The sequence below is a fragment of the Priestia sp. FSL H7-0729 genome (assembly GCF_038005685.1).
Classification (GTDB): Bacteria; Bacillota; Bacilli; order Paenibacillales; family Paenibacillaceae; genus Paenibacillus.
Genome location: NZ_JBBOTQ010000002.1, coordinates 30,415 through 46,727 on the forward strand (window position 1 = coordinate 30,415; position 16,313 = coordinate 46,727).

General features: G+C 46.3%; 8 protein-coding genes. 6 read left to right on the top strand and 2 right to left on the bottom strand.

Annotated features, from left to right (window positions below):
- Positions 1–19: 19 nt before the first annotated feature.
- The 6 genes from kimA to MHH93_RS06435 all read left to right on the top strand — a co-directional run bounded on the left by kimA (position 20) and on the right by MHH93_RS06435 (position 12,226).
- Positions 20–1,837: a potassium transporter KimA gene (gene kimA, locus MHH93_RS06410; RefSeq protein WP_500053367.1), complete on the top strand. Its 1,818-nt coding sequence runs from the start codon at positions 20–22 to the stop codon at positions 1,835–1,837.
- Between the two features lie 343 nt (positions 1,838–2,180).
- Complete coding sequence (locus tag MHH93_RS06415) at positions 2,181–3,143, top strand: carbohydrate ABC transporter permease (protein ID WP_500053368.1); 963 nt, start codon at positions 2,181–2,183, stop codon at positions 3,141–3,143.
- A complete protein-coding gene (locus MHH93_RS06420) occupies positions 3,140–3,961 on the top strand; it encodes a carbohydrate ABC transporter permease (RefSeq protein ID WP_500053369.1) in 822 nt (273 codons plus the stop codon). The genes MHH93_RS06415 and MHH93_RS06420 overlap by 4 nt, the downstream gene beginning before the upstream one ends.
- A 386-nt stretch (positions 3,962–4,347) precedes the next feature.
- Complete coding sequence (locus MHH93_RS06425) at positions 4,348–5,721, top strand: ABC transporter substrate-binding protein (RefSeq protein WP_500053370.1); 1,374 nt, start codon at positions 4,348–4,350, stop codon at positions 5,719–5,721.
- A 430-nt stretch (positions 5,722–6,151) separates the two neighbouring features.
- Entirely contained in the window at positions 6,152–11,719 is a 5,568-nt protein-coding gene (locus tag MHH93_RS06430; protein WP_500053371.1) for an S-layer homology domain-containing protein, read from the top strand.
- A 294-nt stretch (positions 11,720–12,013) separates the two neighbouring features.
- On the top strand, positions 12,014–12,226 hold the full coding sequence (locus MHH93_RS06435) for an immunity 17 family protein (RefSeq protein WP_047842001.1): 213 nt from the start codon (positions 12,014–12,016) through the stop codon (positions 12,224–12,226).
- Positions 12,227–12,469: 243 nt separating this feature from the next.
- Here the strand turns inward: MHH93_RS06435 and MHH93_RS06440 are convergent, their stop codons facing one another.
- A complete protein-coding gene (locus MHH93_RS06440; RefSeq protein WP_500053372.1) occupies positions 12,470–15,061 on the bottom strand; it encodes a glycine betaine ABC transporter substrate-binding protein in 2,592 nt (863 codons plus the stop codon).
- On the bottom strand, positions 15,027–16,256 hold the full coding sequence (locus MHH93_RS06445; RefSeq protein ID WP_076331983.1) for a quaternary amine ABC transporter ATP-binding protein: 1,230 nt from the start codon (positions 16,254–16,256) through the stop codon (positions 15,027–15,029). The genes MHH93_RS06440 and MHH93_RS06445 overlap by 35 nt, the downstream gene beginning before the upstream one ends.
- Positions 16,257–16,313: the final 57 nt, after the last annotated feature.

Below are 16,313 nucleotides of genomic sequence, written 5' to 3' on the forward strand. Positions count from 1 at the left end.
ACGGAAGGAAGTTATGATCATGCTTGGCAAAATGAAGAGAATCTTAATAGGCAAGCCAATGAAATCGGCTGAACTGGATGGAGAAAAATTGGGGAAATGGAAGGCACTCGCCATCCTGTCCTCGGATGCCCTATCGTCCGTTGCCTACGGTACGGAACAGATTTTGCTGGTGCTCGTTGCGGCCGGATTCGCCGCCCTGTGGTACTCTGTTCCGATTTCCATCGCCGTGCTGGGATTACTCGTCATTTTAATTTTTTCCTATCGCCAGACGATATTTGCTTATCCAACAGGGGGCGGCGCTTATATCGTAGCCAAGGATAACCTGGGTACAACATCCAGTCTGATTGCCGGAGGATCTCTGCTGGTCGATTATATTCTGACCGTTGCGGTAAGTTCGTCCGCAGGGACGGATGCGATTACGTCGGCTTTTCCTATGCTGCATGACTACAGTGTTGTGATTGCACTCATTATGATTGTTTTTCTAACGATTATGAATTTGCGGGGAGTGACGGAGTCAGCGTCTGTGCTGGCGATCCCCATCTATCTATTTATCTTCTCGATTGCGGTTCTGATTATCTCAGGCGGAATCAAATTTCTTACCGGGGGGATGGACGCAGCTGCACCTGAATTCGGAACAAGTCTATCCCATGTGAGTATCTTTTTGTTACTAAAAGCATTTAGCTCCGGATGTTCTGCGTTGACTGGTGTGGAAGCGGTAAGTAACGCGATCCCGAACTTCAAGCAACCTGCCGAGAAAAATGCTGCCGGTACATTACTGCTCATGGGTTGTATATTGGGAGCCATGTTCATTGGCATTACGTTGCTGGCTTTCGGTTATGGGGTGAAGCCTGATCCCCATGCCACGGTTATTTCCCAGATTGCCGAAGCTACATTTGGCAGAGGGTGGATGTATTTTATTATCCAGGGTGTGACGGCGCTGATCCTGTTCCTGGCAGCCAATACGGCGTATTCGGCCTTCCCGTTGTTGTCCTTCATGATGGCGAAAGACAAATATATGCCCCATATGTTCATGGTCAGAGGAGACCGCCTTGGTTTCTCAAATGGGATCATTTTCCTCAGTGTGATGTCTGCGCTGCTGGTGGTCGGATTCAAAGGAAATACGGAAAGCCTGATTCCGCTCTACGCGGTAGGGGTGTTCATTCCATTTACCCTGTCGCAGCTGGGTATGATGATTCGTTGGATCAAAGTCAAGCCTTCCGGCTGGCAGATGAAACTGCTCGTTAATACGATCGGTATGCTGACTACATTATCGATTACCCTGATCTTTATTTTCACCAAGTTCACGCAGACATGGGTGATCTTTATCTTTTTGCCACTCGTTGTCTATGTGTTCATGCGCATTCACCGTCACTATTGCAACATCGCAGATGAGCTGCGAATTGACATTCAGGTGGAAAAACCAGCCCACAAAGGTAATACCATTATCATTCCTGTTGCAGGCATTACGCGGGTCGTCATGAATACGATCAGTTATGCGCAGACGATGTCGGATCACGTGGTCGCGCTGTATATTGGATTCGATGATGAGGCCATACGCAAGATGGAGCAGAAGTGGGAAGAGTGGAATCCAGGCGTTCGTCTGGTCGTGATCAAATCGAGATACCGCAGCATTATGGGGCCGCTGAAGAAATTCATTGATACCGTAGAGTGGAAAACGGCCGAGACCGATCACATCACCGTATTGATTCCGCAATTCATCACCAAGCACTGGTGGCAAAATGTACTGCACAACCAGACCAGCTTCATGATCCGGGCCTATCTGATCAATTACAAAGACGTGATTGTCACCACGGTGCCATATCATCTGAATCGTTAACTTGATCGGTTAATCGCTTCACCTCGCTTGGAAGATTTACAGATTATTGTAAAATGAGTCACTTCTATTAATGGACTAATGTTCATATTCCATTTACACATATAACCGTAAGGACATCTCCAAACAGGGGAGTTCTTGCGGTTTTTTGTCGTGAAATCCGGTCTGGATACCGCTTTCGAATGGATGCACATTTGCGTAAAGTCCCTTGTCCATGATTAACCTTACGTTGATTCAGAAAAGATTTTGCTGTGACATTCGACTCTTACACTAGATAACGTGGTGCTGAAGTGGATATAACCTTTCACACACACTGAATGCGTGAAACAAGGGGGAAGAAAATCCGATGAGTGAGCTTGATAACCGGATCAGCCTGCCCGCCGCCAAACGGCGTGTATCCGGTACGAGTGAGCGCCGGACAGCCTCGCTGCGTGTGCAGCGAATGCGGGAGAATATGCTGGCCTATGGTTTCCTGGCACCATCGCTGCTTTTGTTTGCAGTGTTTCTGTTTTACCCGATGTTTAAGTCCGTGTATCTCAGTCTGCATTCCACAGATCCGACGGGGCAGATTGCGGCTTACGTGGGGCTGGACAACTTCAAGGCGGTGTTCCAATCGGGACTGTTTATGCAGGGCATGAAAGTGACCTTACTATTTGTCCTGTTTACAGTACCTACGGGCATGCTGGCTGCTCTGATTCTGGCTGCACTGACCCACAACCGGTTCAAGGGAATGCGTGTGTTTCAATTTGTGTTCTCTCTGCCTGTGGTGTTATCGGTGGGCTCGTCAGCGGTGATCTGGAAGTTTCTATTTCATCCGACCCTGGGCATGCTGAATTATCTGCTTGGCAAAGTAGGGATTGACCCAATTCCCTGGCTTACCAGCCCGGACTGGGCACTGATCTCGATCTCTATCATGACCATCTGGATGAACCTCGGGTTCAACTACATTATTCTATCCAGTGGTTTGGCAGGCATCCCGGATGAAATCTACGAGAGCGCCAAGATGGACGGCGCAGGACCACTGCTGACGTTTCGCAAAATCTCGATGCCGCTACTGTCACCAACGTTATTCTTTGTTACGGTCGTATCGATCATTGGTGCTTTTCAATCGTTCGGTCAGATCAACATTCTAACCCGGGGTGGCCCGATGGACAGTACGAATGTATTCGTTTATTCCATCTATCAGGAAGCCTTCGTTAATTTCCGCTTTGGTACAGGGAGTGCGCAAGCACTGATCCTGTTCGTGGTGATTATGCTGCTGACCCTGATCCAGTTCAAGTGGGTAGAAAGGAAAGTGCATTACCAATGAGTGCGACATGGACCAAAACGCTGTTGTATGTAGTACTGACGATCTGTGCAGCACTTGTGCTGTATCCGGTGATGTACACCTTTTTCATGGCCGTGATGACGCCGGAAGATGCGAGCGCTTATCCGCCGCATATCATTCCGAATTCAATCGATCTGTCCAACTTTAGCGAAGTATTCGATATTGTTCCGATCGGTCGATTTATCGGCAATACCTTTCTTGTCGCAGGACTGACGACGCTTGGTCAATTGATTACAGCGAGTATGGCAGCTTATGCGTTTGCGAAAATGCAGTTCAAAGGCAAAAACGTCATCTTCAGCATGTTTGTCGCAACGATGATGATTCCTTGGGAAGTAACCATGATCCCAAATTACCTCACGGTTCGCAGCTGGGGTTGGCTGGATAGTTATCAAGGGCTTACGGTGCCGTTTCTGGCAACGGCGTTTGGTACATTCCTGCTGAGACAGTTCTTCATGCAGCTACCCAAGGAATTGTTCGAGGCGGCGAGGATCGACGGTTGTGGTCATATTCGCTATTTCATATCGCACGTCTTGCCATTGTCCCGTCCGGCACTTGGAACACTGGCAATTTATTCATTCTTAAGTATGTATAATTCGTATCTCTGGCCGCTGCTGGTGACAAACACACCGGAAATGAGAACCGCACAGATCGGAATCTCGATGCTGGAGTTCCAGGAATCCACAGCGTGGAATCTGGTATTTGCCGGAACAGCCATGGTCATTCTACCATCCTTACTGCTATTGATTTTCGGGTTGAAACAGCTTGTCCGCGGAATGGCCGCAGGCGCGCTGAAGGGGTAAGGAGTAAGGTTTTGAAACTATTTATTGAAGTGGAAGCTCTGAAGGTTTTGATCTAAAGATTTTGATCTAAAGATTTTGATTTAGAGGTTTTGAATTAAACCTTGTATCTTCGTACAAGGTCTAAGGTTTGGATACCAGGAGCGAATAAAATGAGGCTCGTGCTTCAAATAAAATGTTGAAATGAACGACGGTAGTAGTGGAGGGGACGAAATCGATTCTGAAGAAGCAAAGCGTTCGCCTTTATCCCCGGATTTTCCCCTTTGAGAGGGGGGATGAGAAAAATCCGGGGATAACAGCGATCAAAAGAACGATTCGTAACCGTAACGGCCACACCGCGTCATCCCCAAGATTTTATTGCAAGCGAGCCATATAAAAGGAGAGCGATTATGAACGGATTTCGTTTGAAAAAAAGAGGAACATTTGCATTAATGCTGGCTGCACTCATGTTGGTCATCTCCGCTTGCGGAACGAAAGCAGAAACAAGCAGCCCGGCGAGTGGAGCACCAGCAGAAGCGGCCGCCGTTGAAACAACACAATTGACGTGGTGGCATTCCATGTCTGGCGCAGGGGAGAAAGCCATTAATCAACTCGCTTCCGACTTTAACGCTAGCCATCCGGAAATTCAGGTGAAACCCATCTATCAAGGGAAGTACGATGAGAGTCTGAACAAACTCAAAGCATCCATGGGCTCAGACAGCGGTCCTGACATTATCCAGGTCTACGAGATCGGTAGCAAGTTCATGATCGATTCGGGCATGATTACACCAGTACAACAGTTCATCGACAAGGATCAGTTCGACCTGTCCCAACTGGAGCCGAACATCATCCGATACTACACCATCGATGGCAAATTGAACGCGATGCCGTTCAACACATCGAACCCGATTCTGTACTACAACAAGGATATGTTCAAAGCAGCAGGTTTGGACCCGGAGAACCCGCCGAAGACGTATGAAGAGTTTGAACAAGCAGCAAAAGCACTGGCGAAAGACGGTAAGCCAGGAGCATCCATGGCGATCTACGGCTGGTTCATGGAACAGTTCTTTGCGAACCAGAATGCAGATTATGTAAACAATGGAAACGGAAGAACCGAAGCGGCTACAGAGTCAATGTTGAACTCCGAAGCTGGAGTGAAGACATTAACGTGGTGGAAAAAGATGATTGATGAGAAAACCCTCTCCAATCTGGGACGTAGCACAGACGATACGACAGCAGCATTTACCGCACAGCAAATCGGTATGACCCTCGATTCCACGGCTGGCCTGCGCAAAATCGTAGAAGGTTCAGGTGGCAAGTTTGAACTGGGAACAGGCTTCCTGCCTCGTCCAGCGGATGCCAAAGAAGGCGGCGTTGTGGTGGGTGGAGCGAGCTTGTACATCATGAACAACAAATCCGAAGCACAACAGCAAGCGGCATGGGAGTTCATCAAGTACTTGGCTACACCAGAGGTACAAGCGAACTGGAGTGTTGCGACAGGATATTTCCCTATTACGACAGCAGCCTACAATGAGCAAGTATTAAAGGATAATATGGCGAAGTACCCGCAATTCCAGACAGCAGTCGATCAATTGCACGCTTCCGCGGATTCGACAGCAACATCCGGGGCATTAATGGGTGTATTCCCAGAAGCCAGACAACTTGTCGAAGGAGCGATTGAAACGGTCCTGAATGGACAAGGGACACCACAGGAAGCATTGGATGCCGCAGCCAAACAAATTACAGACAAGATTGCGCAATATAACAGCACGGTGAAGAAATAATTGTAGGTAATTTCAAAATAAAGATGCGGCGATCAATCCTGATCGTCGTATTGTTATGCCTGTGTCTTGAAATTCTATAAGACTTAAGTCTGATATTTCTTAAAAAAGGGATAGATAGATGCTGTTATTAAATGTCGAAATAATAAACGATTCATATCTATTATGTTAATTTATCTGACGTAAATAGTTTAATGTGCACATAAACATGACTCTAAAAGATCAAAAAGATATAATTTTGATCTTAAATTAGTCCTATTTAGCCTTAAGAAAGAGAAAATGATTTCTTTCTGTAATGTATATGTTCTATTTTATTTCATAATGAAGAAATAATGTTTACATGAGTCAGTTATTCAGTTATCTTATATTTGAACTAATGTACAAGCTGTCTGAACAAATGATTGAAAATTTAAAACATGGGGGTAGGAAAAAGATGCAAAGTAAGCAAATAAAGAGTTGGCTCAGGTTATTCTTAGCTGTGGTCCTGCTGATTACGGGTGCCATACCTGCTGGCTTATTCAACAACAAAGTTGCAGCGGCGGATGAACTGCTAACAGTTGCAGAGGCGCTCGCTCTTGGTTCGGATGATTCAACCGCCACGGTTGAAGGTTATGTTGTCGGGACCTACAGCAACGGTCCAAGTGTAAATTTGAATCCACCCTTTACTGTAGACACTAATTTTGCAATTGCTGATAGTCCAACCGAAACAAATCTTAGTAAGATGATGCCTGTTCAAGTACCCACAACTGCTCCTCGCAGCACATTCGGACTACAAAGCAATCCCTCCTTATATCAATCCAAAGTACGTATTAACAATGGTACGTTATCTCAATATTTCACTTCTAAAGGTATACGATCCGTTACATCAACAACTTTTCAACTGATTGATGAGACACCGGAAACGGAAGTGGCTAATGTCACAGCTAATCCGTCCCCAGGGGCCGTTCCGTCAGGAACACAGGTTACTTTGGGAACAACTACAGTCGGTGCAGCCGTATACTACAAGTTAAATGATGAAAATGCGTTTCTTCCTTACACAGTTCCCATCACGGTTAATGATGCTATGCACATTGAAGCTTATGCACACAAAGAAGGCTTACTGGATAGTGCAATTGCTTTATTTAATTATACGATCGTTGACAATACTCCAATTTCAATATCTGATGCCAGAAACAAGCCTGAAAACTCTCCGGTTACCGTTCAAGGGATTGTAACCTACCGAGAGGAATCAGGAGGAATGGCGAATCTATATATTCAGGATGAGAATGCTGGAATCGTCATTCGTGGTACAGATTCAACTGTTGAGCCAGGTGACCGGATTGAAGCGTATGGTCCGCTCACCATTTATAACGGTCTACTCCAGGTAGAGAAGGATAAAGCAGGATTTCCAGGCGGTTATATTAAGATCTTGGATAAAACACAAGAAATTCCTGAACCGCTTACGTTGACATCCAAAGACTTTGCGCCTGCTGAAGACGGAGGCAAGGGTTCGGGCGGCATCTATGAAGGGATGCTTGTCGAAGTCAATGGGGTCACGGTGACAAGAAGTAGCAGTTCCACCTTTTTTGCGACAGATGTGGATGGTCGAGAGATCACGATCTATGCCAAAAATAGCCCCACTGCACTGGCAACAGGCAAAACATACGAAAAAGTGACAGGCGTCATGACTTATCACACAAGCTATGGTCTCGAATTAATCCCACGCACAGCAGCGGATGTTGTCGAGAATCTGCTTTCTGTTACAGCTAGTGTTCCTTCAGGGGGAATTGTAAAAGGATCTACGGTGACTTTATCCTCACCAATGGCGGGAGCAGAAATTTATTATACGGTTAATGGCACTAACCCTACACCAACATCTACGCGGTACACTGTGCCAATTAAAGTAGATGAAGATACTGCTATTAAAGCTATTGCAGTGTCTGGTGGGAATACAAGTAATGTATATACCTATACGTACAAGGTTCTTCAGGAACTGAACAATCTTAGAATCCACGATATTCAAGGGGCCACCCATAACTCCTTGTACGATGGCTTGGCTGTGCAAAATGTGGAAGGCATTGTGACTCATGTTGTAAACGCAACTTCCTTCTACATGCAGGAGATTCCTGGCATGGAAGATAACGATGACAGAACATCTGAAGGTATTCTGGTCTATAAGTCGTCTCATGGAATGACAGTAGGTAACAAGGTGAGCGTATCTGGACAGGTGAAAGAATATGCAACAGCAACAACGGAGCTGGCGATAACGGAAATTGTAGCTACAATAATTTCGGTTGAAGACAGTAATAAAGATTTACCTGAACCTGTGGTTTTGGGTGCTAATGGTCGCATGATTCCTACCGTAATTGATTCCAATCAATTCGGCGAGTTTAATCCGGATAAGGATGCCATTGACTTTTATGAGAGTCTTGAAGGGATGAGGGTGCAACTCGATAATGCTACCATTATCGGTCCGTATTCCAGTGAACCGGGTCTCGCTGTTGTTGTAGATAATGGTCCCAACAATCCGTTGCGCACGCCTGCGGGCGGTGTCATTCTGACAGGGGATGGTGCAGAGCCGTTTGAGAGTTCACTTAATCCGCAACGGCTGTTCATCAATAAAAAACCATCCCAAGCCGTCAAAACGGGAGACAAGCTAGGTGGCTCCATTAAAGGGGTTATGACATACTCCAATGGGAATTTTAAAGTGATTCCTGAAGGTAATCTTCCAGCAATCACACCGAGTTCCCTTGAACAAGCAATAACAAAAATTCAACCCACCGATGACAAATTGACGATTGCAACTTTCAATGTAGAGAATTTCAGTCAAAAGGATGCGGCTAGAGCTGTTAAAATTGGCGGCATTGTCGTCAATAATCTGAAAAATCCAGATATTATCGGCATTATGGAAGTGCAAGATAATGATGGGGCAACAGACAGTGGAGCAACAGCTGCAGATGCTAGTTTCCAAACCCTAATTGATGCCATTGCAACTAAAGGTGGTCCTACGTATAAATACACAGATATCGCTCCGGAAAATAACAAGGATGGCGGAGCACCAGGTGCCAATATTCGTGTAGGGTTTCTGTATAATGAATCACGTGTGTCCCTGAAGGAAGGGATTAAAGGAAGTGCTACAACAGCAATTCAGGTAGGCGCTGACGGCAGTCTCTCCAACAATCCGGGTCGTATTGCACCAGGGGATGAGGCGTTCGCTAGCTCCCGCAAGCCGCTTGCCGCTGAATTCGAATTCAATGGTGAACGTGTAGTGGTGATTGCCAACCACTTCAATTCCAAAGGTGGAGACCTGAAACCTTTTGGAAGCATACAGCCTGCGACTCGAAGCAGTGAAGTTCAACGTGCGAAGCAAGCTGCGTTAGTGAATGGGTTTGTGAAGGAGTTACTGAACAAAGACCCTGAGGTCAATGTCGCTGTTCTCGGTGATTTTAATGACTTCCAATTCTCAAATACTTTGAATATTGTTGAAGGTAATGAACTGGACAATCTGGTAAACGAACTGCCAGAAAATCAGCGGTATTCCTACATCTATGATGGAAACTCTCAGACACTGGATCACATTCTGGTGAGTAAAAACCTGACTGAGACAGCAGCCATCGAAGTGGTACATGTGAATGCCGATTTTGAGACAGCAGATGGAAGAGTGAGCGACCATGATCCACTGCTTGCACAATTAAGTATTGGAGATCCGGTGGAAGAAGGGGACTTCAACCTGCGCGTACTGCACACGAATGATACGCATGCGCATCTGGATAACATTCCGCGCCGAGTAACAGCAATTAAGGAAGCGCGCAATGATAATACCCTGGTGCTGGATGCAGGGGACGTATTCTCTGGTACATTGTACTTTAATCTTTTTAACGGTCTGGCTGATCTGGAGTTCATGAACATGATCGGATATGATGCCATGACTTTTGGTAACCATGAGTTTGATAAAGGTCCAAGTGTACTGAAAGCATTTATTGAAAAAGCAGAATTCCCGTTCGTAAGTGCCAACATTGATTACTCAAAAGATGCGAGCTTGAGTGGTTTGTACAACAATAGCATCGGTGATCCGGGTGAGAAAGCGGAAATCTATCCTGCGATTATTACGGAAGTGAATGGTGAGAGAGTTGGTATTTTCGGACTGACGACACCGGACACGGTATCTCTTTCTTCACCGGGAGATGACTTGAAGTTTGTAGATTATAAGGCAAGTGCACAAGCAACTGTACAGATGCTGCAAAATGAAGGTATCAATAAAATCATTGCTTTGACTCACCTTGGCTACTCAGAGGATCTCAAATTGGCAGAAGCCGTAGAAGGGATCGATATTGTGGTAGGTGGTCATTCACACACCATTCTGAAGGAACCGATTGTTATGGGCAGCCAAGATGAGCCAACATTGGTTGTGCAAACCGGGGAATATGACGTTTCTCTTGGTCAATTGGATGTTACGTTTGATGAAGCCGGTATATTGAAGAAGTGGAACGGCAAATTGTTGAGTCTGGATGCGAAAGATGCTTCCAACCAATTCATCTATGCTGATGATGTGGAAGCTGCAAACAAGCTGAAAGAATATGCTCCTCAGTTGGAAAAGTTCAAGAAAACGATTATCGGTAAAACGAATGTCTTCTTGGATGGAGAACGTGGCACTGTGCGGAAACAGGAAACCAACTTAGGAAACCTGATGACAGACGGTATGCTGGAGAAAGTGAAATCCATTGTGCAGGAAAACGACGTCAAAGGATACGTGGCGATCCAGAACGGCGGTGGCATTCGTGCTTCATTCCAGATAGGGGATATTACGCTGGGCAATCTCCTGACTGTGATGCCATTCGCTAATAATCTGTCTGCGTTGAAAATGACAGGCAAAGAAATCACAGCCGCGCTGGAAAATGGCGTTAGTGGTGTGGAAACAGGAGAAGGGCGCTTCCCGCAAGTGGCAGGAATGCGGTTCTACTACGATTCCACAAAACCAGGCGAAAAAATTGATGCCACCACTAACACTGTGACCCAAGTCGGTCAACGTGTGGTCAAAGTTCAGATTAAGAATGCAGATGGTACGTACTCGGATATCGATCCGAACGGGTACTATATCGTCGCTACCAATTCATTTATGGCTAACGGTGGAGACTTCTACCGTGCTATGAGAACAGCAAAAGATGATAATCGATTCTACGAATTGAATCTGGTCGATTATGAAATCTTCCATGAACATCTGAACCGTGTAGGTACAGTTGATCAAAAAACGGAAGGACGCAGTACGGATTTGAAGGGGGCACCACTTCCGGGGGACGGTAATGGAAGCAATCCTGGTAATGGTGGCGGCAATAATGGAAGTAATCCGGGCAGTGGTGGAGGTTCTACAACACCTACTACACCTGTAACTCCAACCACACCGACTACACCAACCAATCCTACGAACCCAACTACGCCAACCGTTCCGGGTAATGGAGGAACTCCTAATCCAACCACACCGGTTGTAGACCTTAAGGACATCGGAAATCATTGGGCTGCGGCTGCTATTGAGCAGGCCATTTCCCGGGGAATTGTGAACGGGTATCAGGATGGTAATTTCCGTCCGAATGCACCAGCGACACGCGCCGAATTCATTGTGATGTTAGGCAGAGCATTTGAACTTCCGGCCAGCAACAAGGCATTGACGTTTAAGGATGCTGCGGGAATACCTGCATGGGCACAATCCTTTATTGCTCAAGCAGTCGATCAAGGCATCATCAGTGGCTATACGGATGATACGTTCCGTTCATCAGGCAAAGTATCACGGGTAGAGATGACAGTTATGCTCGTCAGAGCACTCGGTCTCCCGGTACAGTCGAATCCGGTACTGAGTTTCGCGGACGCAGATAAAGTACCGGCGTGGGCTGCTCCATATATCGCTGCTGCATATGATGCAGGACTGGTGAAGGGAACAGGGAAGAATATGTTTAACCCACTCGCCGAAGCAACCCGTGCTGAAGTGGTGACTCTGCTATTGTCGGCAAGCGAGTTGCAAAAGCAATAAAACGTATAATACAGACGTAACAGAACAGCTTGCAGACTTCCATCTGCAAGCTGTTTTTTTCTAGGGCGTGTCTGAAAACTCCGAAGGAAGTAGATTTTGCCGAATTTTCGTTCCAAGCAAGGAAGTTTTCTGCAGGCGTGCCGGGGCACGTCAAGGGAAAGTGACGCAGCAGGGGGCGAAAAGGCGGTGAAAGATGCACTTCAGCGAGTTTTGAGATACGCCCAATTAATGCCTGTTAATTTTCACCAAGTGAAGGTATAGTAGACAGGATTATATTGAAGGAGTGTTGAAGAAATGCAAGATCAACCCGTTTTAATCGCACTATTTGCCATAGCGGCAGGAATTTTTAGTTTGCTCGGAGGAATCAACAACTGGGACTGGTTTATGAAGAGCTTTAGAGCAGGAATTTTTGTGAAGACCATTGGACGGCAGGGAGCAAGAGTGGTATATGGTATTCTCGGTGTTGTCATGATTGTCATTGGTGTACTACTGTTGCTGATCGGATAGTTGTTGGAAATAATCGAACTCACCAAGTAATATCTACATAGAGGGTTCAAGAGCGAAGTAAGCGGATATGTGTGAAGCGTTGAATGGAAAAAAGCGTGTGAATGCTTAAGGTAGCAGTATTACTAAGATTGAATACCAAATCAAATTAGCATGTCTGAAAAAAACATAGCCATAAGAAAAGACCACCGAAAAATTTCGGTGGTCTTTTTTTACCAAATTCAGGTTTATCCATCTCAATCTGGTTTAATTATCTTTTAAATCTTCAACAGAGTTGATATCCATGTAAGTTGGAACAACCAGACCTTGTTTAACTCCTGTCATACTGACAGCAATATCTTCAATCTGGTCACCATACGTCTCCCAATAATCCCCGTGTGTAAGCGGGAGCCAAACGGCTGGAGAAGCATCGATATCACCTGCTGCCAAGCCTGCCCACATGGGACCAGCTTCGACTTGTAGGGCTTTGACGGTATAACCCAGATCCGTCTCAAGCACATACTTCATCAGGTTCGTACTCGCAATTTCAGAGTCCCATGCCACATAACCAAGACGTAGACTATCACCACTAACAGGAGTTAACCCGGTAGTCCATTCTTTAATCTGGTCTGGATGTTTTTCAGCATAAGTCTTGGCTGCTTCTTCAGGCGAAATGCCCTTTTGAATGTCAGTCATGATTTCACTCATCTGATCCGCAGTCCAATTAAAGCGAGAGAAGAACTCATAGGCAACGGGATGATCTTCCTTGATTCCCTTACGTCCAACCGTGTGAACTTCCTCTGCATCGCCGAAAATTAAGTCTGGATCGTCCAGATACTTCAGATCATACTGATTGAACATCCAGTGAGGAGTCCAACCCGTAACGATGATGGGCTCCTCATTTTTATAAGCTTTGTCCAGCGACGCAGTCATCGCTGCTCCAGAGCCTTCGATCAGATTCCAATTAGACAATTCGTAATGCTCAATAGCATTTGCAGTAGCCTTCATCAGACCTGCACCTGGATCAATACCAACGATTTGGTGATTCACCTCTTCGCCCACATTAGCACTTGCCGATGGAGTGGAGGAAGAAGTCGCACCTGTCTCCAAATCTGCAATCGAGTTAACTTCAGTCATGTAACTAGGAACCACGAGGCCTGTACGTACACCCGTCATGTTGGCACCCAGATCGTCCACCTGGTCTTTGTAACGTTCCCAGTAGTCTGCGTGTGTCAATGGCAGCCAAGCTGCTGGAGAGGCATCTACGTCACCTGAGGCAACACCCGTCCACATCGGTCCGGCTTCGACTTGCAGAGCGTTAACTTTATAACCCAAGTCGTTTTCCATCACATATTTCAGCAAGTTGGTACTTGCGATTTCGGAATCCCAAGCCACATAGCTCAGTTTGAACGCATCACCGTTCACTGGAGTCAGACCTTTGGTCCACTCAGCGATCTGATCGGCATGTTTTTCGGCATAAGCTTTCGCTGCTTCTTCCGGGGATGTGCCATCCTGGATGGCAGTCATCATTTCACCCATTTCATCGGATGTCCATTGGAAACGGGATAGGAATTCAAACGCAACAGGGTGATCTTCTTTCAGACCTTTACGGGCAATGGTATGAATTTCTTCAGCATCACCGAAAGATTTCTCAGGGTCTTCCAGATATTTTAGATCATATTTGTTAAACATCCAGTGCGGAGTCCAACCTGTAATGATGATTGGGTCTTCATTTTTGATGGCTTTGTCTAATGTAGCAGTCATCGCTGCACCAGAACCTTCAATGAGGGTCCAATCAGTTAGTTTATAGTCTTCGATCGCTTTAGCTGTGGACTTCATGATACCAGCCCCTGGATCGATACCAATAATCTGATAGTTCACTTCTTGACCTACAGCATTGGCTGCTGAATTGTTGCCACCAGCGGAAGTCGTGCCACCAACGAAGTATTGTGAGAAACCAGCTACTAACACAAGGAATGTTGCTGCAGCAGTGATCCATGCTTTTTGCTTCGTTGTAATGCGTGAGGTCTTTTTGCGACCTGGCATAAACAGATTTTGTGTGAAACGGTCCAGCACAATCGCGAGTACAACAACAGCGAGACCGGCTTCGAAACCTTTACCGATTTGCAGCTGTGTTACTGCACGATATACTTCCGCACCAATACCCTGTGCACCGATCATGGATGCAATAACAACCATGGACAGTGACAACATGATCGTCTGGTTAATACCGGACATCACGGTAGGCAAAGCGAGTGGAAGCTGTACTTTGAATAACTTTTGCATGGAAGTTGAACCGAATGCGTCGGCTGCTTCAACCAATTCGCCAGATACCTGTTTGATACCCAGGTGAGTCAGACGAATCGTTGGTGGAATCGCGAATATAACCGATGCGATAACACCTGGAACGACACCGAGGCTAAAGAATGTAACCGCAGGCAGCAAGTAGACAAATGCAGGCATTGTCTGCATGAAGTCAAGTAGCGGTGTGACGATACGCGCCGCAGTTTTACTGTATGCGAGCCAGATTCCGACAGGCACACCAAGCAGGATCGAAACCAATCCTGAAGTGATAACCAGGCCGAGTGTGTCCATGGATTGGGACCAGTACCCCAAGTTATCTACGAGCAAGAACCCGATAACCGTGAATAGTGTCAGTGGGAGTCGACCTACGAGGAACGCAAGAACACCCAATATTGCAATGAACAGGAGTGGATGTGGCAACATGAACAGCCCGGAGAAGAATCCGACCACTTCCTGAATAACAACAGAGATAACTTTAAACAATCCGGAGAGCGAGGAGCTCATCCAGTCAACGATGGATTCAATCCACGATGCGAGTGGTATTTTGGGAATCATTCACAAGTTCCTCCTTTACTGCAACTTCACCGCTAAGCGCACCCAGCAGGGCACCGCGGACGATAACACCTTGCAGACGACCATTCTCACCAACAACAGCGAGCGGCACATGGGCAGAACTTACGATCTCGAACAATTCATGAATCAGGGTCTCAGGCGATACCGTCGGCCCGTCCGTGATCAGAATGTCGTTCAATACTTTGTTTTCGCGCATGGCACGAGTTGCATCTTCAGCTGTAATAACACCAAGCAATTTTTTCGAACGGTCAATGACAAACAGGTTGGAAATACCACGTTCGCGCATTAATTCGAGGGCAACACGAGGACCACGGTCAAGCGTAATTGTTTCAGGGCGACGCATTACGTGAGATGCTGTAAGGACCTTGGACAGATCCACGTCTTCGACGAAGCGGGCCACATATGAGTTGGCCGGTTGAATCATGATTTCTTCCGGTGTACCGATCTGCACGACTGCGCCGTCTTTCATGAGGGCAATACGATCGCCGATGCGCAGCGCTTCGTCCAAGTCATGGGTAATGAAAATAATGGTCTTTTTCATTTTATCCTGAAGCTCGATCAACTCATCTTGCATATCACGGCGAATCAATGGATCAAGTGCACTGAAGGCTTCATCCATTAGTAGTACTTCCGGGTCATTGGCAAGTGCACGGGCCAAGCCGACACGTTGCTGCATCCCGCCACTGAGTTCATCTGGCATTTTATCTTCCCAGCCTTTAAGGCCAACCAGCTCAAGTGAGGTTTTCGCCTTCTCGCGGCGTACTTCCTTATCTACTTTTTGTATTTCCAATCCATACTCCACATTATCAAGAACGGTACGGTGCGGGAATAACGCAAACTTCTGGAAGACCATGCTGATCGTTTTCCGGCGCACTTCGCGCAATTGTTCTTTGTTCATCTTACGTAGATCCTTACCATGGACCAGAATTTCTCCGGATGTTGGTTCAATCAGACGATTGAACATCCGAACCAGTGTGGATTTACCACTCCCGGACAGTCCCATAATAACGAAAATCTCGCCTTCCTTAATGTCCATGTTGACCCGGTTGACACCAACCGTTATCTGTTTTTCTTTGGCCAACTTTTCTTTACCCCAACCTTGCTCCAGTAATTGCAGACCTTGCTCGGTTTGGGGTCCAAACAATTTACTTACGTTTTTCACTTCAAGTATGGTCATGTTTTCACCCCTTCTGATGTGTTGTGCACTTCGAACGGCTTTCAGCATCCATAAGCC